The organism is Brevibacillus sp. FIR094 (assembly GCF_050477165.1).
GTDB lineage: Bacteria > Bacillota > Bacilli > Brevibacillales > Brevibacillaceae > Brevibacillus.
Genome location: NZ_JBEAES010000010.1, coordinates 1 through 26,253, shown reverse-complemented (window position 1 = coordinate 26,253; position 26,253 = coordinate 1). Strand labels below are relative to the sequence as shown.

20 protein-coding genes, 1 pseudogene and 1 riboswitch are annotated in these 26,253 nt (G+C 49.1%); of the genes and pseudogenes, 16 read left to right on the top strand and 5 right to left on the bottom strand.

Translation table 11 applies throughout. The annotated features are described in order from the left end of the window. The first annotated feature begins 59 nt into the window (after positions 1–59). The 15 genes and pseudogenes from ACQ5DJ_RS10630 to ACQ5DJ_RS10560 all read left to right on the top strand — a co-directional run bounded on the left by ACQ5DJ_RS10630 (position 60) and on the right by ACQ5DJ_RS10560 (position 19,012). The gene (locus ACQ5DJ_RS10630; protein WP_429842442.1) at positions 60–1,115 is read left to right on the top strand and encodes a TRAP transporter substrate-binding protein; all 1,056 of its coding nucleotides are present in this window, start codon (positions 60–62) and stop codon (positions 1,113–1,115) included. 64 nt (positions 1,116–1,179) lie between these two features. Further along, the gene (locus tag ACQ5DJ_RS10625; RefSeq protein ID WP_392427223.1) at positions 1,180–1,647 is read left to right on the top strand and encodes a TRAP transporter small permease; all 468 of its coding nucleotides are present in this window, start codon (positions 1,180–1,182) and stop codon (positions 1,645–1,647) included. A gap of 7 nt (positions 1,648–1,654) precedes the next feature. Further along, positions 1,655–2,929: a TRAP transporter large permease gene (locus ACQ5DJ_RS10620; protein WP_429842441.1), complete on the top strand. Its 1,275-nt coding sequence runs from the start codon at positions 1,655–1,657 to the stop codon at positions 2,927–2,929. 16 nt (positions 2,930–2,945) lie between these two features. Continuing rightward, a pseudogene (locus ACQ5DJ_RS10615) lies at positions 2,946–4,309 on the top strand (FAD-binding oxidoreductase). Between the two features lie 147 nt (positions 4,310–4,456). Continuing rightward, positions 4,457–6,085 (top strand): formate--tetrahydrofolate ligase, encoded by a 1,629-nt coding sequence (locus ACQ5DJ_RS10610; RefSeq protein WP_429842440.1) that lies wholly within the window; start codon positions 4,457–4,459, stop codon positions 6,083–6,085. 137 nt (positions 6,086–6,222) lie between these two features. Further along, positions 6,223–6,323, top strand: a riboswitch (cyclic di-GMP riboswitch). 72 nt (positions 6,324–6,395) lie between these two features. Continuing rightward, positions 6,396–8,369, top strand: coding sequence for a methyl-accepting chemotaxis protein (locus ACQ5DJ_RS10605; protein WP_429842439.1), 1,974 nt, complete (start codon positions 6,396–6,398; stop codon positions 8,367–8,369). 115 nt (positions 8,370–8,484) lie between these two features. Further along, on the top strand, positions 8,485–9,342 hold the full coding sequence (locus ACQ5DJ_RS10600; protein ID WP_429842438.1) for a transporter substrate-binding domain-containing protein: 858 nt from the start codon (positions 8,485–8,487) through the stop codon (positions 9,340–9,342). Between the two features lie 253 nt (positions 9,343–9,595). Further along, on the top strand, positions 9,596–11,137 hold the full coding sequence (locus tag ACQ5DJ_RS10595; protein ID WP_429842437.1) for a DEAD/DEAH box helicase: 1,542 nt from the start codon (positions 9,596–9,598) through the stop codon (positions 11,135–11,137). Positions 11,138–11,284: 147 nt separating this feature from the next. Further along, positions 11,285–11,608, top strand: a complete 324-nt coding sequence (locus ACQ5DJ_RS10590; RefSeq protein WP_429842436.1) for a PepSY domain-containing protein — start codon at positions 11,285–11,287, stop codon at positions 11,606–11,608. A gap of 191 nt (positions 11,609–11,799) precedes the next feature. Then, a complete protein-coding gene (locus ACQ5DJ_RS10585) occupies positions 11,800–13,230 on the top strand; it encodes a PTS mannitol transporter subunit IICB (protein WP_429842435.1) in 1,431 nt (476 codons plus the stop codon). Positions 13,231–13,293: 63 nt separating this feature from the next. Next, positions 13,294–15,399, top strand: coding sequence for a BglG family transcription antiterminator (locus tag ACQ5DJ_RS10580; protein ID WP_429842434.1), 2,106 nt, complete (start codon positions 13,294–13,296; stop codon positions 15,397–15,399). Next, positions 15,396–15,830 (top strand): PTS sugar transporter subunit IIA, encoded by a 435-nt coding sequence (locus ACQ5DJ_RS10575; RefSeq protein WP_429842433.1) that lies wholly within the window; start codon positions 15,396–15,398, stop codon positions 15,828–15,830. Before ACQ5DJ_RS10580 ends, ACQ5DJ_RS10575 begins: the two co-directional genes overlap by 4 nt. 6 nt (positions 15,831–15,836) lie before the next feature. Then, entirely contained in the window at positions 15,837–16,997 is a 1,161-nt protein-coding gene (locus ACQ5DJ_RS10570) for a mannitol-1-phosphate 5-dehydrogenase (RefSeq protein WP_429842432.1), read from the top strand. A gap of 17 nt (positions 16,998–17,014) precedes the next feature. Further along, entirely contained in the window at positions 17,015–18,736 is a 1,722-nt protein-coding gene (gene ptsP, locus ACQ5DJ_RS10565; protein ID WP_429842431.1) for a phosphoenolpyruvate--protein phosphotransferase, read from the top strand. An 18-nt stretch (positions 18,737–18,754) separates the two neighbouring features. Beyond that, positions 18,755–19,012, top strand: coding sequence for an HPr family phosphocarrier protein (locus tag ACQ5DJ_RS10560; RefSeq protein WP_106839562.1), 258 nt, complete (start codon positions 18,755–18,757; stop codon positions 19,010–19,012). 64 nt (positions 19,013–19,076) lie between these two features. Here the strand turns inward: ACQ5DJ_RS10560 and ACQ5DJ_RS10555 are convergent, their stop codons facing one another. Together ACQ5DJ_RS10555 and ACQ5DJ_RS10550 are read right to left on the bottom strand one after the other, a co-directional pair. Then, positions 19,077–20,750, bottom strand: coding sequence for a sulfatase-like hydrolase/transferase (locus ACQ5DJ_RS10555; protein ID WP_429842430.1), 1,674 nt, complete (start codon positions 20,748–20,750; stop codon positions 19,077–19,079). Between the two features lie 136 nt (positions 20,751–20,886). Further along, positions 20,887–21,954: a YeiH family protein gene (locus ACQ5DJ_RS10550; protein WP_429842429.1), complete on the bottom strand. Its 1,068-nt coding sequence runs from the start codon at positions 21,952–21,954 to the stop codon at positions 20,887–20,889. 128 nt (positions 21,955–22,082) lie between these two features. Here ACQ5DJ_RS10550 and ACQ5DJ_RS10545 point away from each other — a divergent pair, with 128 nt between their 5' ends. After that, entirely contained in the window at positions 22,083–22,979 is an 897-nt protein-coding gene (locus tag ACQ5DJ_RS10545; protein WP_429842428.1) for a LysR family transcriptional regulator, read from the top strand. 48 nt (positions 22,980–23,027) lie between these two features. Here ACQ5DJ_RS10545 and ACQ5DJ_RS10540 read toward each other — a convergent pair whose 3' ends face one another. The 3 genes from ACQ5DJ_RS10540 to ACQ5DJ_RS10530 all read right to left on the bottom strand — a co-directional run. Beyond that, positions 23,028–24,581: a HAMP domain-containing sensor histidine kinase gene (locus ACQ5DJ_RS10540; protein ID WP_429842427.1), complete on the bottom strand. Its 1,554-nt coding sequence runs from the start codon at positions 24,579–24,581 to the stop codon at positions 23,028–23,030. After that, the gene (locus tag ACQ5DJ_RS10535; RefSeq protein WP_429842426.1) at positions 24,571–25,248 is read right to left on the bottom strand and encodes a response regulator transcription factor; all 678 of its coding nucleotides are present in this window, start codon (positions 25,246–25,248) and stop codon (positions 24,571–24,573) included. The genes ACQ5DJ_RS10540 and ACQ5DJ_RS10535 overlap by 11 nt, the downstream gene beginning before the upstream one ends. A gap of 175 nt (positions 25,249–25,423) precedes the next feature. Continuing rightward, positions 25,424–26,253, bottom strand: an 830-nt coding sequence (locus ACQ5DJ_RS10530) for a hypothetical protein (RefSeq protein WP_429842425.1), incomplete at its 5' end; no start/stop codon positions are given.

The window sequence follows — 26,253 nt, the reverse complement described above, 5'->3', positions numbered from 1 at the left end:
TGAACTAAATTTTCATATTATTTAAAAAACAGAAAAATCAACACAGGGGGTACTGTTGCATGTTTCGGAAGAAGGGGAGCTTCGTGCTAGCGAGCATCATGTCTGTGTCTTTATTTCTGGCAGCGTGCGGAGGAGGAGGCGGTCAACAGACTGCCCCGCCTGCGGGACAAGCCGGGGGGACAGAAGCACCGAAAAGTGATGGCCAAAGCTATGTATTCAAAGCAGGGCATTCACTGACGGAGGATCATCCATACCATTTGGCATTGAAAAAAATGGCCGAGGATGTCGACAAGCGCTCGAACGGAAAAGTGAAAATCGAGGTGTATCCGCTGAGCCAGCTAGGAGCGGAGCGTGAATTAACAGAGGCGCTGACCTTTGGAACGGCGGATATGTCGATTACCTCGACTGCGCCCGTGATGAACTTCCATCCGAAGCTGGGCGTACTGGATCTCCCGTTCTTGTTTGATAGCCGTGAGCAGGCGTACAAGGTACTCGACGGACAAGTCGGGCAGGATATCCTCAAGGATTTGGAAAACGCCAATCTGGTTGGGCTGGCTTGGGCCGAAAACGGCTTCCGCCATATTACGAACGGCTCGAAAGTGATCAAGAAGCCGGAGGATGTGGCAGGGTTGAAGATACGCACGCAGGAAAACCCGATCCATCTGGCTGCATTCGAAGCATTGGGAGCGAAGCCGACGCCAATGGCTTGGACAGAGGCACTGACGGCGCTACAACAAGGAGTTGTCGATGCCCAGGAAAATCCGGCGATTGTCGCACAGACCTACAAGCTGTATGAATCCAAGCAAACACAAATGGCCTTGACCGGGCATGTCTACTCAGCAGCGATGATCTTGTTCAGCAAGCCTGTATGGGATAAGCTCCCGCCAGATGTCCAGCAACTTCTTGCTGAGGAAGCCAAAAAAGCGGGTCAGTACGAGCGCGAGTTGATGATCAAGATGGAAGAAGAGGCCATTTCCAATATAAAAGCAAAAGGTGTAGTCATTACCGAGGACGTTGATAAGCAAGCTTTCCGCGATGCGATGAAGCCCGTCTATGACAAATTTTCCGGGCAGTTTGGCAAAGAGCTGGTGGATCAAATTGTAAATACAAAATAAACGGCAGAAGGGAGACGAGCCACTCTGGCTTTTCTCCCCTTTTTCCTGCGAAAGGAGATTGTGTGTGGGCAACCTTGTATCCAAAATAAACAGCATCCTCCGTTTTTTCGTCATTGCCCTTCTGGCTATTATGGTGATCGCTGTCTTCCTGCAGGTGCTTTTCCGTTTTTTGCTCGACCAGCCCTTGGCCTGGACGGAGGAATTGGCTCGGTATTTGTTGATCTGGATCACGTTTCTGGGTTCAGCGTACGCGATGTCGATCAAAGCACACATCGGTACGGAATACATTCAAAAGTACTTGTCGCCTCGCATGAACAAGGTGGTACTGGTTATGGCTGCTTTGTGTAGTCTGGTCTTCTTTCTCGTCATGGTTCAGCAAGGCTACTTGTTATCTTCGAGAAGCATGACACAAACCTCACCCACTTTGCTCGTTCCCATGGGCTATGTATACATGGTGATTCCGATCAGCGGTGCCTTGCTCATCATGAACGTCATCCATGTGACATGGAAAGACATTACCGGGAAGGAGTGACCAGATTGTGGGTACGATTTTGTTTTTAACACTGTTGGTGCTCCTGATCCTGAACGTACCGATTGGGGTGGCACTGGGGTTATCTGTCGTTGTCGTGTTTATGCTGGAGGGAAACATCCCTCTTCTGGTTGTCATTCAAAAAATGTTCAACGGGACAGATTCCTTCCCGCTGATGGCGATCCCGTTCTTCCTTCTGGCAGGAAAGCTGATGGAGACAGGCGGGATCTCAGCTAGGCTAATTCGTTTTGCGAATACGATTGTCGGGAACCTGCCTGGAGGATTGGCAATCGTGGCGGTTATGGGTTGTACCTTTTTTGCAGCGATATCGGGTTCTTCTGCCGCGACAACAGCAGCCGTAGGGGGAATTTTGATCCCGCACATGGTCAAAAAAGGATATCATGTCCGGTTTTCTGCGGCCTTGCATGCAACAGGCGGAACGATCGGTGTCATGATTCCTCCGAGCGTACCAATGGTTTTGTACGGGGTAGCAGCGAGTGCTTCGATTAGCGACTTGTTTATCGCGGGGATCGGGCCGGGCATTCTCGTAGCGATTTCGTTGATCCTGTACTCATATTGGATCAGTAAGAAAAACGGCTGGGGTGGCGGAGAGAAGCATACGCCCAAAGAGATATGGGAGGCATTCAAGGATGCCATTTTGGCGATACTCATGCCGATCATTATTCTTGGTGGTATATACGGAGCTGTCTTTACTCCAACAGAAGCAGCAGTGGTAGCCGTGATTTACGGTCTGGTTATCGGGCTTTTCGTCTACCGGGAAATCAAGTGGAAGGACTTGGGGGAAATATTCGCAGGCTCTGCCAGCATGACAGCGGTCATTATGCTGATCATCGCGACCGCCAATGCATTTGGCTATCTGATGACGAGGGAAAACATCCCGCAGGAAATTGCGCAATTCATGCTGGGGATTACCGACAGCACGATCATCACGTTGCTCATTATTAACATCTTGTTGCTCATTTTGGGGACGTTTATGGAAACGGCGGTTACGATCATTCTCCTGACACCGATCCTGCTGCCGATCACGAATTCTTTGGGCATTGATCCGGTGCTATTCGGGGTGATCATGGTCGTCAACTCCGCGATCGGTATGTTGACTCCTCCGGTTGGAATCAATTTGTTGGTAGCAGGAAATATTGCGAAGCTCCAGAATACGGAAATTGAGCGAGCGGTGATCCCGTTTTTGGTCATCATGATCGTCGACTTGATGCTCATTACTTACATTCCTGAAATTAGCTTATTCCTTGTCAACTTGAGCAAGTAACGGAGGGGGAACCAAAGTGGATTACAAGCAAGCGTTAGTGGGACTGTTGGGGGAAGAACGAGTATCGACCAATCCCACTGTACTGGAGCACCACAGCCATGATGAATCGTATCATACCCCGTCTCTTCCGGAAGTGGTCGTGTTCCCGCAGACGGCAGAGGAAGTCAGTCAAATCATGAAGCTGGCCAACGAAAAGCGCATTGCGGTAACGCCGTTTGGCATGGGGACCAGTCTGGAAGGCCACGCGATTCCTTATGCGGGCGGTATTAGTATGGATTTTTCCTTGATGAACCAAGTGCTGGAGGTACGACCGAAGGATTTCCTCGTGAGAGTCCAGCCCGGTGTGACGCGTACCCAGCTTAATAAAGAATTGAAAAAGCACGGATTGTTTTTCTCCGTCGATCCTGGAGCGGACGCGACTTTGGGGGGGATGGCGGCTACAAATGCCAGTGGAACAACCTCTGTCCGCTATGGCGTAATGCGTGATCAGGTGCGCGATCTGGAAGTGGTGACGGCGGACGGACGTATCATCCGTACAGGGAGCATGACAGCCAAATCCTCCTCAGGCTACCATCTTACGGGGCTGTTTGTCGGGTCGGAGGGAACGCTCGGTGTATTCACAGAGCTGACCTTGCGTGTCTACGGTATCCCTGAGGCGACAACGGCGGCACGCGCCAGCTTCCCTTCTGTTCAGACTGCCGTCGATACCGTCGTAGATATTCTCGGAGCCGGTATTCAAGTAGCGAGAATCGAGTTGGTTGATGAACGTTCTATCCAACAAGTGAATCTGTACAAAGAAACGAGTTATCTGGAAGCACCGACGCTGTTTATCGAGTTCCACGGCAGTGAACAAGGGCTCGCGTATGATATCGACTTTGCGCAGAACATCGCCGATGGACATGGCTGCACGCAGTTTCTTTTTGAAACCGATTCGAAGGCGCGGACGCAGCTCTGGGACGCTCGTCATAACCTGGCGTATGCCTTCCTGCACAAATCCCCCGGGAAAAAGCTGATGGTAACAGATGTTTGCTTGCCGATTTCTGAGCTGGCAGGAGCTGTTGTGGACGCGCGGCAAGCGATTGATCGCGCTGGGCTGGATGGAGCGATTGCAGGGCATGTCGGGGATGGGAACTATCACGCTATCCTGATGATCGACCTGAATGACCCTGAAGAGGTGCGCGCGCCGAGGTAGTAAATGCCCATCTGGTGGAATACGCATTAAGTCGAGGAGGAACCTGCACTGGAGAGCACGGTGTGGGTGTGGGGAAAATCAAATACCAGCGCAAGGAACACGGGGATGCACTGGACGTCATGCAAGCTATGAAGCATGTGCTGGACCCGAACGGCATTTTGAATCCGGGTAAAATTTTCGGGAAATAACAGAGAGCCTGCATTCTGAACGTTTGTCGGAATGTGGGCTTTTTCTTTTGCGTAATGTGTCGAAGGGGAGAGGAGAAAGGATGATTATGCAGAATGTAGAAGATTGGTAACGGGTGCATTACATTCTGGTGTGGCAGGGAGGCAAGTATGAAGTCTATTGTTGAAATTGCCAAGATTGCAGGTATCGAAGAACAGCATTTGGAGCTATACGGAAAGTATAAAGCCAAACTATCAGATGAACTATGGGAGCAAGTGAAGGATCGCCCTGATGGCAAACTGATTCTTGTTACAGCGATGAACCCCAATCCGGCGGGAGCAGGGAAGACACTCACGACGATTGGTCTGTCACAATCATTAAATTATCTCGGGAAGAAAACAATTGCAGCGCTTCGCGAGCCATCCTTGGGTCCTTGCATGGGGATCAAAGGAGGCGCAACGGGAAGCGGCCAAGCACAAATTCTCCCAGCTGATGAAATTAACCTGCATTTTACAGGGGACATTCATGCGATTACAGCTGCTCATAACTTGTTGGCAGCGATGATCGACAATCATATTTTCCATGGCAATCAGCGCGGGCTCAATCCAAAGAAAATCGTCTGGAAACGGGCAATGGACATGAACGACCGCGCACTGCGTAACATCGTTGTTGGTCTGGGTGACGGTAATGGCATGACGCGTGAGGATGGCTTCATGATTACGACCGCGTCAGAAATCATGGCGATTTTATGCTTGAGTGAGAATCTAGCAGACTTGCGCGAGCGGTTGAACCATATCATCATTGGCTACGATTTCAATGATCAGCCTGTACGGGCAGAAGAAATCAACGCGGTCGATGCGATGTGCGTTCTCTTGAAGGAAGCGATTAAGCCCAATCTCGTACAGACAATCGAGGGAACTCCGGTCATTATTCACGGCGGACCTTTTGCCAATATCGCACATGGGTGCAGCAGCGTGATCGGGACCAAGATGGCCTTGAAGCTGGCGGATTACGTCGTAACAGAGGCGGGATTTGGTGCCGACTTGGGGGCAGAGAAGTTTTTTGACATCAAGTGCAGAAAAGCAGGCTTGACTCCATCGGCTGCCGTTGTGGTGATTACGGTTCGCTCGTTGAAATTCAATGGCGGGGTAAAAGTACCTGACCTGGCAGTGGAGAACTTGTCTGCTCTGGAAAAAGGCTTTGAAAACGTCAAGCGCCATCTGGAAAACCTGCAGAAGTTCGGTGTGCCAGCAGTGGTAGCCATCAATCATTTTGCGACGGACACACAGGCAGAGATTGATGCCGTCATTGCGCTATGCCAAGCCGCCGGAGCCGAAGCGGCACTCTCCAAAGTATGGGCAGAAGGCGGAGCTGGCGGTGTCGAGCTGGCTGAAAAAGTGACGCGTGCAGCAGAGCGGCCTTCGTCCTTCCGATTCTTGTATGAGGAAGACCTCAGCATTAAAGACAAGATTGAGACTGTCGTGAAAGAAGTATACCGTGGATCAGGGGTTGTCTTTTCGCCGCTTGCATTGAAAACGATGCAAAAGGCAGAAGAAATGGGCATGTCGCATCTGCCTGTGTGCATGGCGAAAACACCGTACTCCTTTACGGACCGCGCTGATCTATTGGGGGCACCTGTTGATTTCACGATCCAAGTGAGCGAAGTGCGTATATCAGCAGGAGCTGGTTTTATCGTCGCATTGACTGGAAGCTTGGTTACGATGCCAGGCCTCCCCAAAAAGCCGGCTGCGGAATCGTTATATGTAGACGAGGATGGGCAAGTAATCGGATTAAGCTAATCAAAAAGTTTGACAAAAAGCTGACAACTGTAAAAGGTTGTCAGCTTTTTTTCCATTATGAGGTTTATTAGCGAAAAGTTATGGGAAATGAAAGGTGAGATTGAAAAAAAGTGGATTTTCATTGAAAAAACAACAAGGAATGACAAAGGCAAACCTGTTGAAAGGCAGGGACGCAAAGCCACGGGTCTAAGGACGAAAGTCAAATGACTTTCGCAGCTAGGACAGCCGGGTTGCCATACCGTAGTCATGATGGGCTGTCGGTGGGCAGTCTTTTTTTTGTTGAAAAAACAGAAGGGAGAAGTGATTCGGTATGAAAAATAGTTTGAAGAATAAGCTAATTATCGTTTTGTGCTTGCTGTTGGTTATTAGTTTGGGTACGGTTTGCGGTGCAAGCTATTGGAGTGCTTCCAATCTTTTGGCAGACAGTCTGGACAAAGAAGCTGAGTTGTCAGCTAGCAATCTCTCGATACGTATCGATGGTTTCTTTCAAGAAAAAATTAGTATTGTAAGAGCGGTAGGAGGGCTGATGTCGGCTGATCAAAATGTCGAACAGGACCTGAAGCTCATTCAAGAAGCTCAAAAGGAAAACCCGGAGTTTGAGACGTTCTTCTTTTCACATGATTTAAGCGGTAAGAAAGTAATCAATTTCAAGGGTGAAGTGACCGATATCTCGGATCGCCCGCATATTAAGGAAGCCAGCAAAGGGGAAGGGAAGGTTGTTGTCTCCGAGCCAGTCATTTCAAAACGAACAGGGAATAACATCGTGACCCTTGTCGTTCCATTGATGAAGGACAACCGTCAATACGGTTATATCGGTTCTACTATTCCTATCAATGAAATCCAAAAAAAGGTGTCTGAAGAGAAATTTGGCCAAGCTGGTTACGCCTTTTTAGTAAGCAAAACAGGAACATTTATTTATCATCCGAAAAGCGAGTACATTCTGAAGGAATCGATTCTCGACATGGGTATTCTTGAGCTTCAGACAGCTTTTGAAGATATCAAGCAAGGGAATCATGGAATCGCCCAATACAAATACGAGAATGTAGAGAGATTTGCTTCCTATGCTCCTACCAATTTGAACTGGGGCCTATACATCACTGCACCTGTAGCGGAGCTGCATGCGCCTGTCGATCAATTGTCAGTCCGATTGATGGTGATCTCCCTCATCGTGTTGGTGATTGGGGTTGTCCTCGTTTATTTCTTGGCTGTACGCTTGGTGAAACCAATTGAGCGTCTGAATCACGCAGTAAATGTAGTGGCGAAGGGGAACTTGAAAGAGACTGTAACGGTTGATGGAAAAGACGAGATTGCAGTTCTGTCACGTGATTTTAACCAGACGGTATCGCACTTGAAAAATTTGATCGAAGACGTATCTCTGTCGTCTGATCAAGTACAACGTTTTAGTCAGGAAGTATCCGAAGGCATTAAACAAGCGACGGAAAACATCAACCAAATCGGCTTGTCTATTGCACAGATTTCTGAGGGAGCAGAGGCGCAGGCCACCAGCTCGCAGGATGTCGCATTGTCCATGAATGACATGGCAGCAGGCATCGTGAAAATCGCGGAGACATCTGCACATGTTTCAGAGGCTGCCCAGGTAGCAACAGAGCAGGCAGAGCAAGGAACTGCTGTGGTAGAGCAGGCAGTTCGCCAGATGGGAAGCATTGGCGAGGGAACCTCGAAGGCGACAGTAGCCATCGAGCAGCTCAACAATCGCTCCAAAGAAATCGAAGGGATTCTCGATACGATTAGTCAGTTGACCTCGCAAATCAATTTGCTTGCCTTGAATGCTTCGATTGAGGCAGCACGTGCCGGTGAGCATGGACGTGGGTTTGCTGTGGTTGCCGGAGAGGTGAAAAAACTGGCGAATCAATCCGAAGAATCCGCATCCAAAATCGCGATGCTAATCGGGGAAATCCAGCAGGATACTCGTCACGCAGTAGAGGTCATGACTGAGGGGAACCAAGACGCACAGCAAGGCATTCAACTGGTCGAAGAGGTTCGCGAAATCTTTGGGCATATTTTGGAATCTTCCCGTAACGTTGCTGCGCACATTTTGGAAGTATCCGCAGCATCTGAACAAATGTCAGCGGGCTCCCAGCAGGTGAGTGCTTCTGTGGATGAAATGCATAACATCGCAAAACATGCTTCACTCGACGCGCAAACCGTGGCAAGGGCGACCGAAGACCAACTTCAAGCCATCCAGGAAATTGGCCAGTCTGTCGAGCGTTTGAACGCAGTAGCAGAAGAATTACAGCAAGGAATCGGCAGGTTTACTGTGTAAGAGGCAGCTCAACTGGTTGTAAGTCCTCTTCTTTGAAAGGGGGGATGCTATTAGGGGATGATGGAGTTTGTTTCTAATAACTAAATTCATTACCAACAACAGGAGGAGAAACCAGATGAAAAAATTTACAAAAACAATCTTGGCGAGCACACTCGCTGCAACTATGCTCATGACAGGAGGAACAGGTGCTTTTGCCGCAACAGCGGTTAAGCCTGTCCCAACCGTAGCTGCTGAAGCTGCTAAAAAACCGCAAGCGAAGAAGTTTGAGTCTCGTTTGGACGAAATCATTGCGAGAGGCTACATCCTCGTAGGTACGCCAGGTGACTACAAACCGTTTACATATTTGAATCCGAAAACGAACGAATTCGAAGGTTACGATATCGACGCGATGAAAGAATTCGCAAAAAGTCTAGGAGTAGAGGCGCGTTTTGTCCAAACCTCTTGGCCGACACTGATGGACGATATGTTGGCAAATAAATTCGATATTGCTGTCGGAGGCGTTACGCGCAACACAGACCGCCAGAAAAAAGCACACATGAGCGATCCTTATATTATGTTCGGTAAAGCTCCGCTCATCCGTGCAGAAGACAAGGACAAGTACAAGAGTGTAGCAGATATCAACAAGCCAGAGGTGCGCATTGGTGTGAATCCAGGAGGCACCAACGAAAAATTCGTTCGTGAGCACCTGACAAAAGCAACCGTAACTGTTGAACAAAACAACCTCGACATTCCTGGTCTGGTAGCAAGCGGTAAGTACGATGTGATGATCACGGATACGCTGGAAGCGATTGTATATTCCAAAGCGGATTCCCGCCTGTATGCCGCTCTGACTGACAACCCGTTCACGAAGAGCGAAAAAGCGTACATGATCCAACGTGGAGACAGCATCTTCGCTAACTATCTGGATGTGTGGATGGACGAAATGAAACTGCAAGGGAAATTTGATGAGCTTTACAAAAAATGGGTAAAATAATCCAATAACAGACAAGCAGCCTGATTCTGGGCTGCTTTGTTATTTTTTACAGACGATCACAGCACAAAATTAGGAGATTTGGGTATATATGCAGTTTGCTTTTTCAGGCATTGCATGGTACGATTACAGCTATGTTCTTTAGGGTGCTACGTACAATCGGGGATAAAAGGGCATGTTCCGGATCGTAAGGAATAGTGCCCTTTTTTATGAGAATTTTATATATGAAGGTATTGATAAAGGAGACTGACATTCATTGGCGACTTTTAATGATTTTGGCTTACATCACTCCATTGTTAGAGCGTTGAGCAACATGGGCTTCGAAGAGGCTACAGCTATTCAGGATCAAACGGTTCCTGTAGCACTGCAAGGTCGTGACCTGATCGGTCAGGCACAAACAGGTACTGGTAAAACGGCTGCATTCGGTATTCCACTGATTGAACGCATGGATGAAACAAACGGAAATATTCAAGGGGTTGTATTGACTCCAACTCGTGAGCTGGCTGTTCAGGTGGCAGAAGAGATTAATAAAATTGCCCAATTTAAAAACATCTCTGCCCTGCCAATCTACGGTGGTCAAGACATCACGCGTCAAATCAAAGCGTTGAAAAAACGCCCGCAAATTATCGTAGCAACACCTGGTCGTTTCATGGACCACATGAGAAGAAGAACGATTCGTCTGGATGCCATCGAGGTAGTTGTTTTGGACGAAGCGGATGAAATGCTGAACATGGGTTTCATCGACGACATTAAGGAAATCTTGAAAGAGGTTCCAGAAAGTCGTCAAACCCTGCTGTTCTCCGCGACGATGCCAAGAGCGATCCAGGAAATCGCCCAGCAGTTCATGAACGAACCAACCATCATTCAAGTGAAAGCAAAAGAAGTAACCGTACCAAACATCGAGCAGCAATATATGGAAGTAGCAGAAAGACAAAAATTCGATGTTCTGTGCCGTTTGCTGGATATTCATTCGCCTGAGCTGGCTATCATATTCGGTAGAACCAAGCGCAGAGTGGATGAGCTGTCCGAAGCTCTGACCAAGCGCGGTTATGGAGCAGAAGGTATCCACGGAGACCTGAACCAGGCAAAACGCGACAGCGTACTGCGCAAGTTCAAAGAAGGTACAATCGAAGTATTGGTAGCGACTGACGTTGCAGCCCGCGGTCTGGATATCAGCGGTGTTACACACGTATTCAACTTCGACATTCCGCAGGACTCCGAAAGCTACGTTCACCGTATCGGTAGAACAGGACGTGCTGGTAAAACAGGTCTGGCAATCACGTTTGTCACTTCCCGTGAAATCGACCATCTGCGTCTGATTGAGCGTACGACGAAGCGTCGCATGGAGCGTCAAGCCGTTCCTTCGATGGCAGAAGCTATGGAAGGTCAACAAAAAATGACAGTAGACAAAATCCTGGAAGCGTCTGGCAGAGATGATTTGTCTGCTTACAAAACATTGGCAGAACAATTGCTGGAGGATGTTGATTCCGTAACGCTGGTATCCGCAGCTCTCAAGCTGTTGACCAAAGAGCCGGATACGACACCTGTTCGCCTGACGGAAGAGGCTCCTCTTCGTGTAGGGAAGAAAAAGCTACCTCCAAAAGGAAAAGGTGGCTTTGGTTCCGGTTCCGGTTTTGGTGGAAAGCGTCCATCTCGCCCACGCAATGGCGAATCTCGTCCACGTAGTGGTGAATCTCGTCCACGCAGTGGCGAATCTCGTCCACGCAGCGGTGATTCCCGTCCACGCAGTGGCGACTCCCGTCCACGTAGTGGCGAATCTCGTTCACCACGCAGCTAGGAATCGAGCGGTAATGCAAGCAAAGACTGGTGTGCACATGTGCGCATCGGTCTTTTTTTCGTGTTGACCTGCCTGCGAATATTTAGGGGAATCCGTGAAAAACTAGGAGTGTTTTGGCACGAATTTTCGCGCAGGGAGAGAGTAAGCATGAGGAAAACAGCCATTGGAAAGTGGGCTGGTATTTGGCTCGCCGTATTGGGTGGGGGGATGTCGGTTCATGCATCTGGACATTCCTTTGATCAAGCGAAGGAAATTTCTGCGATCATCGAGCCAACAGACATTACCAAAGAAGACGCCATACGAATCGCCTTGCAGCAAGTAAAAGGGCGGGTTGTCCATGTTGAGTTGGAAAAAGACGAAGGTGTTCTCGCGTATGAAATTATCATTCTCACCGAGCAAAATCAGGTGTTTGAAATCGATGTCGATGTGAAGACCGGAAAAGTGATCAAGGTTGAATCGGAGAATTTGTAAGGAGAAGGCTTCTGCAACTGGGCAGAGGTCTTTTTCCTATGGACAATTAAGTTTTGGCAACAACGAGTCAGACAAATTCGCGCTTTGATTTTGTTGTTACCTCCTATGAAAACGCTTTATATTTGAGGTGTACACATTACCTTTTTCAATCATGTCAACATCTCATAAATAGGGGTAAAGGAGGGTGCAGTATGGAGAGTGTGGAAACAAAAAACGCTTCGGGTGGAGTACGGGTCTCGGTACAAAAGTTTGGACGATTCCTGAGTGCAATGGTGATGCCGAATATCGGTGCTTTCATCGCTTGGGGGTTGATTACCGCTTTATTTATCCCAACAGGTTGGCTGCCTAACGAAAATTTGGCCAAACTGGTTGGACCAATGATTACGTATTTACTGCCACTGCTGATCGGTTATACCGGCGGGAAAATGGTCCATGATGTTCGAGGTGGGGTCGTAGGTGCCGTCGCTACGATGGGGGTTGTCGTAGGTGCGGACATCCCGATGTTCCTGGGAGCCATGATCATGGGTCCTTTGGGTGGCTGGGTTATGAAAAAAGTGGACCAGTTGTTCGAAGGAAAAATTCGTTCCGGCTTTGAAATGTTAGTGAATAACTTTTCCGCGGGTATTGTTGGCGGGTTACTGACACTTTTTGCTTTCCAAGCAATTGGACCTGTCGTTGCAGGCTTGAGCAAGGCGCTTGCAGGGGGTGTAGAAGTCATTGTGGGTGCAGGATTGTTGCCGCTTGCCAGCATTTTTATCGAGCCAGCGAAGATCTTGTTCCTGAACAATGCGATTAACCACGGTATTTTGAGTCCGATTGGTCTGGATGAAGCGGCGAAGTTGGGTCAATCGATTTTCTTCCTGCTTGAATCCAATCCGGGACCAGGTCTGGGAATTTTGTTGGCATACTGGCTTGCTGGTAGAGGCAGTGCCAAGCAATCGGCTCCGGGTGCTGTCATCATTCACTTCTTCGGGGGTATCCACGAAATTTACTTCCCGTACGTGCTGATGAATCCGCGTCTGATTCTGGCGGCCATTGGTGGCGGGATGGCTGGTGTGTTTACCTTCACGCTGCTTGGCGCAGGATTGGTGGCGCCACCGTCTCCAGGTAGTATTTTCGCCTTGATTGCAATGGCACCACGTGGTGGATTGCTACCGGTACTGGCTGGTGTGTTGGCAGCGACTGTCGTGTCCTTCCTCATTGCATCTGCTCTCTTGAAAATGAGCGCGAAGACAGACGAAGATGAACTGGAAAAAGCCACAGAAAAAATGCAAGAGATGAAAGGCAAAAAAGCGCAGGAACAAGAAGCGGTAGAAGCTCCAGTGAAGCATGAGGTAGCTGCTGCAGACGTGAAGAAAGTCGTCTTCTCTTGCGATGCGGGAATGGGCTCCAGTGCGATGGGAGCGGCGTCCTTGCGTAAAAAGTTCAAGGATGCGGGCCTGACCGAGATTACGGTCATCAATACAGCGATCAACGACATTCCAGGTGACGCTGATATCGTCATTACGCACAAGTCTTTGACAGAGAGAGCGCAGGTCAAAGCGCCTTCTGCGGAGCATATCTCCATTGAAAATTTCTTGAATAGTCCCGAGTATGACAAGTTGGTCAAACGCCTGGGGTAAAGGGAATCAACGCTAGTGAGAGCTAGCGTCTTCCCTCTTTGGCGTTAAGGAGGGAACGAAGACATGCATGTATCCTCTCGACAGCGATCTATTATCGAGATTTTATTGCAGGAACAAAAAGGAGTTACCGTGGGTTCAATCGCCGAACAGATTGGTGTAAGCGGCCGTACCGTTCACAGGGAATTGGATGCGCTGGCCTCTTTGTTTGACGAATTTGAACTGGAGTTAGTCAGAAAAACAGGCTCAGGGCTTGAAGTAGTGGGGACCGACGAGCAAAAGCGTGCACTCAGAATGTCTGTCCTGCATCACATGACGAAGGAATACACCGCGCAGGAACGAAAGGCAATCATCCTCTGTGCGCTCCTGGAGGCATCGGAGCCAGTCAAACTGATTTCGTTGGCGATCGATTTGAAAGTGACGACAGCGACCATCAGTCATGATCTGGATGATTTGGAGACCATGCTCGCGCGTTACGATCTATCGCTTTTGCGAAAACGAGGGTATGGCGTGGAGTTGCAAGGTACAGAGTCATCCAAGCGGCGGGCTATCAGCAGACTGATTGCCGAGCATCTGGATGATCACGAGCTGATTGGGATTATCAAAGAAAATATTCAAAACAAGGCACTGAGGGACATTGATTCGATTTCGGAACGGCTGCTTGGCTTGATTGACCGGGAAAAGCTGATCAAGGTCGAGAATGCATTGAGCCATCTGGACGAGGAGCTTCCCTATCCTTTGGCAGACAGCGCCTACCTCGGATTGGTCACCCATTTGGCATTGGCCATGGAACGGATTGAAAAAGGGGAAGGCATTCATTTTGATGAGAATACCCTCAGTGAATTGATTGGAACACCCGAGTATGAAATAGCCAGCAACATCATGGAGCGGCTAAAGCAGATTTTCCAAATGGAGATCCCAGCAGATGAGATCGGCTATATTACGATGCATTTGCGGGGAGCCAAGCTGCGGCATTCTCCGGATGACCAGGTATGGCCGGAAAATACGGAGCTCATGGTCATTACGAAACGCTTCATTCAAGCCTGCGAAGAACGCTTGGACCTTCCGCTTGGCAATGACGCCTCGCTGTTCCATGGTCTGCTGACGCATTTGGAGCCAGCGTTATTCCGATTACAGCGGAAGATGGAGATTCGCAATCCGATTCTCGAGCAGATCAAACAAAACTATCCAGAGCTGTTTGCTGTAACAAGTGAAGCGGTCCATACGATTTTGCCAGAGCTACAGGTTCCAGATGAAGAAATCGGGTACCTAGTGATGCATCTTGGTGCGGCCCTGGAGAGAACGCGCCATGAGCAGCAGTGGTACCGGGCATTGGTAGTATGCTCCAGCGGGATCGGCTCCTCCAAGATTTTGGCAACGCGTATTAAAAAAGAAATACCGGAGATCGTCAGCTTGAAAAATCTGTCCATGTTCGATCTGGAAGAGGTTCCGGCAACGGATTATGACTTGATTATTTCCACCCTTCCATTGCCGATCGATCCAGCGGAATATGTCGTGGTCAGTCCGCTGCTTCCGCCAGACGATATCCAAAAAATTAAATATCAATTGCATACGACGAGTCAGAAACGATCCCATCAGGAGAAAAGTCAGCTGGTTCCCGTAGGGCAGCAGTCCATCGAACAATTAAGGGCCATGCAATACTACGCTGCGTACGCCAATGAGCTTTACGATGGGCTATGGGGAATGAAATGGGAGAATTGTGATCAGGACATCGCCCAGCTTTTGGGACAAATCAGCAAGAGGCTGAAAGAACGTGGAACGATCGAGGAGGTCGAACCGGTAGTCAAGCAGTTGATCGAGCGGGAAAAGCTCGGCGGTTTGGGGATTCCGGGAACATCCTTGGCCCTTTTTCACGGAAGAAATGAAGCGGTGAACAAAGCGTCTTTTACGTTTCACCAATTACGAGAGCCCATCCTTCTTCGCTCGATGGATGAAGAAGTGATATCCATTGACACGCTTCTGCTCTTGTTAGGGCCGAAAGAAGTGCCGAAGGAAGGGCTGGAAGTACTTAGTGAGATCAGCTCCCTTTTGATTGAAGAAGAAATGCAAGCGGTTTTGAAAACAGGAGAAACACAGCAAATTGCTGATTATATAGCAGGCAAAATGTATGCGTTTTGCCTAAAAAAGATAGGATTGGAGAGAACAAAATGAAAAACATACTGACAGCAGAAAAAATCATGTTGAATGCAAAGGTAGCCAATAAAGAAGAAGCGATCAGACTGGCAGGAGAGTTGCTTGTGCGTGCAGGCCATGTAACGGAGGCGTATATAGAGAAAATGCAAGAGCGCGAGCAGTTGGCGACCACATATATCGGAAGCGGCGTAGCCATCCCGCATGGAACGAACGAATCCAAGGCAGAGATTCAATCCACCGGGATTTCCATCATTCAGGTGCCGGAGGGTGTAGATTTTGGAGAAGGAAATACAGCGTATTTGCTGGTGGGCATTGCTGCTGTTGGAGACGAGCATCTAGAGGTGCTCTCGAACATCGCGATTCTTTGCTCCGAGGAGGAAAACGTCAAGCGGATTGTAAACGCGGCTTCGGCGCAAGAAATCATCGCGATGTTCTCCGAGGAGGTGTAATCCCCTATGCTAGCTGTACATTTTGGAGCAGGTAACATTGGGCGAGGATTTATCGGACAACTTTTGCAAAAGGCTGGCTATGAAATTGCGTTTGTGGATGTCAATGCGGCTTTGGTCGATGAGCTGAATGAGCGAAAATTGTATCGTGTGCAACTAGCAACAACAGGAAAACCGGAGTCGGTCGTGGAAGGAGTTCGAGCGATAAATGGTCAGGATGTAGCGGCGGTAGCTGAAGCGATCGCCACTGCCGATTTGGTTACGACGGCAGTTGGTCCCAACATTCTTCCGCACATTGCAGGGGCCATCGCAGCCGGCATTACCCGGAGACTTTCTGTTCATGCGAAGCCACTCAATGTGATTGCATGTGAAAACATGATTGGCGGCAGCGAGAAGCTGAAGGAGCATGTGTATGAGCATCTGACGGAATCGGTTCGAGCCGAGGCAGCACAATGGATCGGATTCCCTAATGCAGCGGTAGACCGGATTGTTCCTTTGCAGCAGCATGATGACAAGCTGCTGGTTATGGTTGAAACGTTTTTCGAATGGGTGGTAGATTCGTCGCAGATAGTTGGAGAAGTCCCTAGCATAGAGGGCGTTACCTATGTGGAGGATCTTGCGCCGTACATCGAAAGAAAACTGTTTACCGTCAACACAGGTCATGCGGTCATCGCGTACCTGGGGTATCAGTTGGGGATGAAAACGATTGATGAAGCGATGCGAGACGACCGGATTGTTCAGGCGACACGCGGGGCTCTTCAGGAGACAGGTGCACTGCTTACGGCCAAGTACGGATTTGACCCGCAAGTGCATGGGCAGTATGTAGAAAAAATTCTCGGCAGATACACCAACCCGCTACTGTCTGACGATATTGTCAGGGTGGCACGTTCGCCGATCCGCAAGCTGTCGCAGCATGATCGTTTGGTCGGACCAGCGCTACAATGCATGGAAAAAGGAATGAATCCAGAGCATTTGGGTCTGGCGATTGCAGCGGCACTGGCATTCGACTATCCCGAGGATGCGGAGTCCGCACGGATACAAGCAAGCCTGAAAGAGTTTGGATGGGAAAATACATTACACAATTGTACCGGCATTCCGGCAGGTCATCCTCTTGAGGAGATCGTGCGCGAACAGGCACGCAGATTGAAGGAATGGTCAGGTAGCCATTGAGAGAGGCTGGTGTTACGATGTCCCAAAAGATCACAGGTGTAAAAGCTTCAGCAGGTATAGCCATTGGTAAGGCGTTTTTACTGACGACGCCCGACTTACAGATTCATACCGTAGCGATTGAAGATCCGGCGAGTGAAATCCAACGCTTTCAAGAGGCGTTGGCTCGAGCGAAAAATGACTTGGAGGACATCGTTCTGCGAGTGGAGCGGGAGATGGGCACGGATCATGCAGACATTTTCAAAGCTCACGTGCTCGTCTTGGAAGACCCGGAACTGGTCGATACCGTCAAAGATAAAATCTCAAACGAAAAGACAAACGCTGAAAGTGCCTTGAATGATGTCGCACAAGCATTCATCGGACTTTTCGAGCAAATGGACAACGAATACATGCGGGAGAGAGCAGCAGATATTCGTGACGTGACCAAACGTGTACTTTCTTACTTGCTCGGGGTACCGTTTGCAGGGCTCGGTGAGCTGACAGAAGAAGTGATCATTGTAGCGGATGATTTGACGCCTTCCGATACGGCTCAATTAGACCGTCGCTATGTCAAAGGCTTCGTCACGGACATTGGTGGACGAACCTCGCATTCTGCGATTATGGCACGTTCTCTGGAGATTCCTGCTGTTGTCGGAACACAAGGGATTACTCGTGCGGTTCAGCCCGGGACACTCGTCATTCTCGATGGGCATGAAGGGATCGCAATTATTGACCCGAGTGAAGAGGAAATCGCTGTCTACAAACGCAAGCAGGCTGATTACGAAGCGCAAAAAGCCGAACTGGCGAAGCTTGTGAACAATAAGACGGTCACGTTGGACAATCATCATGTCGAGCTTGCCGCCAATATCGGAAGTCCTGAAGATGTCGCTGGGGCAATGGCCAATGGTGCTGAAGGTGTAGGGCTGTTCCGCACGGAGTTTCTGTACATGGGACGCAATGATTTTCCGACGGAAGAGGAGCAATACATTGCGTACAAGCATGTGCTGGAGCATATGGGCGACCGCCCAGTGGTTATTCGCACATTAGACATTGGCGGGGACAAGCATCTCTCTTACTTGGCTTTGCCAGAAGAAATGAACCCGTTTCTTGGATATCGCGCCATCCGACTGTGTCTCGACAACCAGGAACTATTTCGTACGCAGCTGCGTGCTCTACTGCGCGCAAGTGTACACGGCAATTTGAAAATCATGTTTCCGATGATTGCGACACTGGAGGAGTTCCGCCAGGCGAAAGCGATTTTGGAGGATGAGAAAAAATCCTTGGTAAATCGCGGAATAGTAGTATCCGATCAGTACGAAGTGGGTATCATGATTGAGATCCCTGCAGCGGCACTGATGGCCGATCAATTTGCACGAGAAGTTGACTTTTTCAGCATTGGAACCAATGATTTAATTCAATACACAATGGCAGCCGACCGTATGAACGAGAAGGTCGCTTATCTCTACCAACCTTATCACCCTGCCGTTTTGCGCTTGCTGCTCAATGTCATTAAAGCAGGGCACGCGCAGAACAAATGGGTAGGCATGTGCGGGGAGATGGCGGGCGATCCAATCGCGATCCCGATTTTGTTGGGAATGGGTCTGGATGAATTTAGTATGAGTGCAGGGAGCATTTTGCCTGCGCGCCAACAGCTGAGTCGTTTGAGTGTAGAGGACGCAGCGAAACAAATTGATACGATTTTGCAGATGAGCACTTCTGCGCAAGTAGAAGCGTTCGTGAAGGAATGGCTGGAGAGAGTGTAGAGAAGGAGGCATATCAGAATGGTAGAGAAAAAATTAGTGGTTCAATTGGCGCACGGCCTGCATGCACGTCCTGCTGCGAATTTTGTGAAGGTGGCCACGTCCTTTTCCAGCGAAATTAAAATCATCAAAAATGAGAAAAATGTAAATGGCAAGAGCATCATGGGCATTATGGCAGCAGCGATTGGAAAAGGGGAAGAAATTACCCTGATCACAGATGGTGTCGATGAACAAGAAGCGATGGCAGCATTGGAAAAAGCATTGACCGAACAGGAATAGTGAAGAGAAAAGAAATGATGAAAAACCCCTCAATTCGAGGGGTTTTCTGTTGTTCCGGAAAAGTTCACGTAGACAGAAAGTGTGCGAATGAGTAAGAAATGGGGGTCAATCGCTTTTGGGTTCGTTGTTCTTCTAAAAGCAGCGCCATTTTCAGGCGGATGCGCTCTGAGTGTGTGGTTTTGTAGAGGGGGATTACCAAATTCCGTGTTTCCAAAGGATCGTTCGTGAGATTGTACAATTCGTAATCAGTCACAGTGGGGTTGTATACATCCTCAGCAAAATAGCGGGAGTATTTCCATAGAGCACTGTGCCCGGCGGATTGCATGTAGGCGAGAACTGTTTCTATCCGATTCGGAGGAATGACAGAGTCATAGGGTTGGTGTTGCACGCTCACTTGATGCTGTCCTTTTGTCACATCGTCGTCCGTCATGAAGTAGATCGGTTCACTGGAGATAGATTCCGTATCGTAAGACAAGATGAGGGGAGAAAGGTCACGACCGACAAGAGGTTGTACCTCACTATGTGTGAAGGTCAGCTCCTCACCTAGTCTGTCTGTGTCTACTCCAGCCATACCGAGAAGTGTCGGAAGAATATCCACATGACTGGTTAACAGCTCTGTTGAGGTTGCGTGTGGAAAAAGGAGTGGGTTGTGGATAATGAGGGGAACGTGAATCGCCTCTTCATAGGCACAGTACCATTTTTGATGCAGGCCGTGGGCGCCCAACAATTCCCCGTGATCGGATGTGAACACGACCAGTGTTTCGGGATAAAACGAACTTGCGACGAGTGCTTCAAGAACGCGCATGACTTCCCGATCGGCGTTTTTCTGGAGCTGATAGTACAGTCTTCGATAATGGGTTTGGTCCGAAATGGGCTGGAACGCTTGGGGATATACCTCCCGATAACTCGCTTGGCAGCGAGGTTTTGTCGCAAGTGATTCGTGCTGAGTAGGGGGCGGGGCAACAGTGGGAACGGACTTATCCACATGGAAGCGAAAAAACGGTGTGCCCGCAGAGATATCCCCATAGATGGCGATATCATGTGGATTGACGAAAGACGCCACGATCAGCCAAGGATGGTAGTTTTCAACGGAGTGCTTCTCCTGGTCTAATGCATGGAGCAGCTTGATGACTTCGCTACTGTATACCACATCACGACCATTTACGCCGATGGCTGCGGACGAACCGGAGTTATGAGGCGCTATCCCATGTGGTTCAGGCCCTATCCAACTGGAAAAGCCATAGCCGTCCAGCCGATCAGCAAGCAAGTATAAGCGCTCTTTATCGGGATCAGGAACTCCCGTTACAGGAATGTAGCTGGGGGTGGGAAAATGGGTACCTGGTACCCAGATGTCGGCATCGGATATATGCCACTTGCCTTTATAGAAACACCGATAGCCCGCTTGACGAAAATAATTCCCCATCGTCGGAACGGTATTGCGATCGAGCCACAACATGTCACTGTCGGGAGATCGTTTAGCCACGCCGCTGGTCTGGGTGACGCCGTGCAAAGAGGGGTACTGACCAGTGAACAAAGTGGCTCTGCTAGGGCAACAGCCTGTGGAGCCGGCGTAATGACGCTCGAACTCCAACCCATGCTCTCGCAAAAAAGCATGAGCGTGGAGTGTATCCTCACTCCATGCACGTATCGCAGGCTCTTCATAAACAGGGGGAAATCGTTCCTGATCCACGATGATGAATAAGATGTTCGGTCGTCTCCTCAACCATTTTCTCGACATATAGATCCCCCTCGGCAAAGATGTACACATCTTTATCAACATATGGGGATAATCTTTGTCCTTATCCACAAAAAAAATCGCCGATCATCAAGAAATCGGCGAATTCGAACTCGTATATTTGGTTATCCACAGTTTTTTAGACCAATACAAAGGAGAGCACCGACAAAAGAATCGAGGTAATACTCATCGCAATCAGTGGGCGCGCGGCTTTTGTTCGAAGTGCTCGCAGATCGACATTGAGGCCAAGTCCGACCATAGCCATAGTGAGCACAAAGGTTGTGACATTGGCGACACCATTATGGAACGCTTCTGAGACAGGGATGTATGTGCCGAGAACGTAGCTTCCAAAAACACTCATGGCGAGGAAGCCGATCAGGAACCAAGGAAATTCGATTTTGGTGCCACTTTGTAATTTCCCGGAGCGTTTCATCCAAATCATCAGGATGAAACAGAGCGGGACCAACAGAAGCACACGCCCCAATTTTGCCAGCAGTGCAATCGCTAGCCCATCTTGACCCGCCGGTGCAGCAGCCAATGCGACATGCGCAATCTCATGCAGACTAATTCCTGACCACATGCCGTATTCGACCGCGGACAGGGGAAGGAATGGACGCAGGATCGTGTAGGAAATAGCAAATAAGGTTCCGACGAGTGCAATCATTCCTACTCCAATGGCGGTATCTTCATCCTTGGCAGCAATGATCGGGGAGACGGCTGCAATCGCCGCTGCTCCACAGACGCCTGTACCGACTCCGAGCATGAGGGAGAGGGAAGAGTCTGCTTTCAGCCACTTGGCTATTAGCATCGTAACCGCGATGGCAAAAATAATGACACCAGCGTCATAGACGAGAAGCCCGAGACCTTGATTCAAGACGACGTCGATATTGAGCTTAAGACCGTACAAAATAATAGCCAGACGCAGTAAACGTTTGGCGGAAAATTGAATCCCTGATCGCAATGCTTCCGGATACCCACGAAAATGCCGGTATGCGACCGCGATCAGGATCGAACAGGCGAGGGGGCCAACTTGTTGAAAGCCAGGTATTTTTGCTAAGCCGTAGCCTGTCAGGGCGATGAAAAAAGTAAAAGCGATTCCAGCTATCCACAGAGAGAAGGATGCGGGGGTGCTTTCGTTGTTTTTTGCGGGCTGTACACTGGCATTGCTTTCATTCAATGGCATGCTGCTTTTTACCGGAGTTGCCATTGCCATCACTCCTCGAAAAGATTTACAAACTCAGCATACGGCAACTGTTATAATAAGAAAAATAAATCATTGCGATGATCATCATAAGTGAAATGAATGGTTAGTGGTGGAAGGGAGAGTGAAAGCAGTTGGATCAGCATTTGCTTGTGTTCGTGACCGTTGCAGACAGACAGAACTTTTCCCGAGCTGCAGAAGAGCTCCATATGACGCAGCCTGCCGTTAGTCAGTATATTCATGCGCTCGAGCGCACGATAGGGACAAAGCTCCTGGAGCGAAGCAACAAATATGTTCGCTTGAATAAAGCGGGGGAGATTGTCTATCATCACGCTCGGGAGATCTTGGGCTTGTACACGCGGATGCAGAGCCTCGTGGATGATTTGATGAATACACCAAGCGGGCATTTGACGATTGGCGCCAGCTACACATACGGAGAGTATGTGCTGCCTCATGTCATTGCGCGTCTTCGTCAGTATTACCCATTGATTACCCCCACGATTACGATTCACAATTCCACAGTCATTGCTGAGCTAGTGGCGAAGCGACAACTCGACGTCGGGATAGTTGAGGGGGAGTATGTGGACGAAAAAATGTGCGTGGAGCCGTTTGCTGATGATCGTATGTATTTGATTGCTTCTCCGGAGCATCGATTGGCCGGGCAGACAGAGGTCAGCATTGACGAACTAATGAAGGAAACGTGGATTGTGCGGGAAGAAGGGTCAGGCACGAGGGAAGCGGCTGAAAAAATGTTTCGCCAACTGCAATTCACACCGCAAAAGCGAATGGAGTTCGGCAGTACACAGGTGATCAAGGAGTCAGTGGAGGCTGGCCTGGGAATTAGCTTGCTGTCTTATTGGGCCATCCGCAAAGAACGCAAGCTCGGTACGCTCTGTACATTGAAGGTGACGGGGACACCGGTTACTCGTGATTTTTCGCTCGTCACGAAATCCGACGAGTTTCATACCAAAGCATTGGACATTTTCATGGATCTTATCCGCACGCATGTGCCGGAGGGGGCTCATACGTAAAAGAGGAAGCGGCACGATTCATCGGTGCTGCTTCCTCTTTGTTTATTTTCATACGGACGAGTCTGGATGGGCGAGTGTAAGACGAAAGGTTGTTCCTTCTGGAGAAGTCTGAACCAATTCGACATTTCCACCGTGTGCCTTTGCCAATAGGCGCGAGATCGTCAAGCCCAGCCCCAGGCCTTGCTTCTTTTTGCGTTTGCTATCCCCACGATAGTACCGTTCGAAAATGAAAGGAACCTCTGACTCAGGAATTCCTTTTCCATTGTCGGTTACATCGATGGAGAGGAAGTTGGTTTGGTTGTGGACGTCGATCTTGATTTGCGTTGCATTTGCGGCAGTGCTGTTCCCCAATAAATTGAGCAAAATTTGTTTGACATGTGATTCATCGCCGATCCATACGATTTCTTGTCCAGTCGGATTAACTGTCACAGATACGTCTGCAAATGAGGGCAAGGCTTGCACCTGTGCGACTATCTGATCCAAGGTACAGTCGATCTGAATGGACTGCTTCTCGACGAAAACCTCACCTGCTTCCATGGATGAAAAATCAAGCAGGTCATTGACCATTGTCTGGAGTCGTTTGGCTTCGTCCATGCTGATTTGCATGAATTCATCCGCATCTGCACCTTTCACTACGCCGTCTTTGACCGCTTGAATCATCCCGCGGATCGAGGTGACAGGGGTGCGCAGCTCATGGGAAACACCAGCCAAAAGGTCGGTGCGCATCCGCTCTAGTTGTCCAAGCCGTTTCGCCATTTCATCAAAGGAATGAACCAGCTGACTGATTTCTGCTTCTTTGATTTTGGAGGAATTGGGCAAAGAAGGTGTATAATTCCCGCTGGATATTTGCTCTGCCGCTATGGCCAACTGCCGCAGTGGCTGTGTTAACGAGCGAGACAGTACATAGACGATGGCCCAACCGCACAAAGTGATGATTCCGATGGAAACCATGATCGTGATATAAGTGTGAACCAAATCATTGTTAAGGGGGGTACTGACGTAATAAGTGCCTGCGACTGCATTGTGTTCATAGTAAGGGACACCTACACGCAGCCAGGTAGCTCCCTTTGTGGCAACGACCTCCCGTATTTCCTTTGTTTTGTCCACAGGCTGGGCAGGAGTAGGCAACTGCGCAACGGTAACGGTCGTCGTCTGATTCAGCATATCCTTCTTGAACGTCTTGCCCGCATCATCGTAAATCTGTACCACGTGATCGATTGGGACAGTCGGCATGACTCGAAATGCGATCATGGCGGTATTGGCTGCGGGTGTTGCGGTGTCAGGAATAGCCGGAGACGCAGGACCAGTCACAGCAGTGACAGCCTGATTGGAACCAACAGTTGTTTGTGCCAAATCCTCTATCTTTACAGAAGAAGTCGAGGTGTCCTTGGCAAGCAACACCTTGGTATATGAATCAGCGAGCAACTCTGTTCTTGCTTCCAATACTTGAAACTGTTGTTCTGTAGCTGCTTTGTTAATCCAATAGATGCCAAAAAAGCCAATACCAAAAAGAATGATCGATAAAATCAAGGCATAGCGCCACGTCCAGTAGCGCAAGAGCGGCACGGCAGTCCTGTTGGCAGAGAATTGTTTAGTAAACACGTAGGCTGTACCCCATTCCTCTGATCGTGCTAATCTCCCCTTCGGAAGTCGGCCAAGGCAACAAGCTTTTACGCAGACGTTTCACAGCGGTATCCACAGAACGATCCCCTCCTTCAAAATCCATTCCCCACACTTGATCCAGTAATTGATCGCGGCTAAAGCATTGGTTCGGATGTCGCGCCAGGAAAACGAGCAGCTGCCAATCCCGTGGCATCAAGGCAAGGGGTGTTTTCCCGATCAAGGCATTCTGGGCAGTAACATCTATGGAAAGTGTCCCGAGTCTGATCGTATCTGCTTCGGAGATATAAGAGGAACGGCGGAGCACAGCTTGTACACGGGCGAGCACTTCTTCTGGATCAAATGGCTTGGCGATGTAATCATCTGCACCTTGTGCTAGCCCTTGGAGCTTGTCTGGTACGGTACCGCGCGCCGTGATGATAATGACAGGGCAGCTGCCGTATTGGCGAATCTTATCGAGTATATCCAAGCCGTCATGATCGGGTAGCATCAGGTCAAGCAGGACAAGATCCGGTTTCCAGGAGAAAAAAGTCGGGATTGCTTCGTGATTACCCTCATTCCATTTTACCTCATAGCCCGCCCGTTCCAGGTAGACCTGGACAAGTCGGGCGATCGGCATTTCATCCTCGATGAGTAGAATTCGTTTCACGAAGAAACACCTCCTATCTATCTCAAGTCAATTTGTACTTATCATAGCAATGATAGACATCATTTTGACTGTAATCATTTGTAAAAAATGTTCTTGTTCAGTTGTTTAGCAGGGCGTAACTAAACCTCTGGCAGTTTCCTGCTAGAGGTTATTGTGTGTGCTTGAAAGGCAACGCTTATTTTTTGATGGCAGCTACTGAGACTGTTGTACCTTTTGTGATCTTGCCTTCTTTTTCGAGCTGTTTGATCAATTCGTCAACGGTGATTCCTTTCTCTTTTGCCATTTGCTCCAAACTGATTGCAGGGTGAGTAAAGGAAGCTGCTTCACCAGTGGCGATCGCGCCTTCTTTTTCAAGCTGCTTGATCAACTCTTCCACAGAGATGCCTTTTTCTTTCGCTACTTCTTCCAGATTGATAGTTGTCGTGGAAGCATACATTGCCAGCTTGCCATCTTCTTTAAGCTGCTCGATCAACTCTTCTACGGAGATGCCTTTTTCTTTCGCCATTTCTTCCAGATTCATAGCAGGGTCCAGAGCGATGAATGCTCCGCCGTCCTGGTTTTCAGGATCGAGAGAAATGACTGCGAAGCCCTGAATGGTGCCGTCTGGGTTGCTGGTAGCTGTTGCTTTCGTCAGTTTTCCTTCTTTTTCAAGCTGCTCGATCAGCTCTTCTACAGAGATGCCTTTTTCTTTCGCCATTTCTTCCAGGTTCATCGTCTCAATGTTATCGCTGTTGGCATCGAATTTCATGAAGGAGAAGCTAGTTGTCAGATCGCCGTCTTTCGTGATGGTAGCTGCTCCTTTCGTCAGTTTACCTTCTTTTTCAAGCTGCTTGATCAACTCTTCTACGGAGATGCCTTTCTCTTTTGCCATTTCCTCCAGGTTAAAAGTCGGTTTTAGAAGAGCATCTGTACCATCTGTGTTCACTATTTTCAGTGGAGCGGAAGTACCAGTCGTTTTCGCTGGTTCATTTGCCGCAAACGCGGAACCTGCCATTGCGGATACTG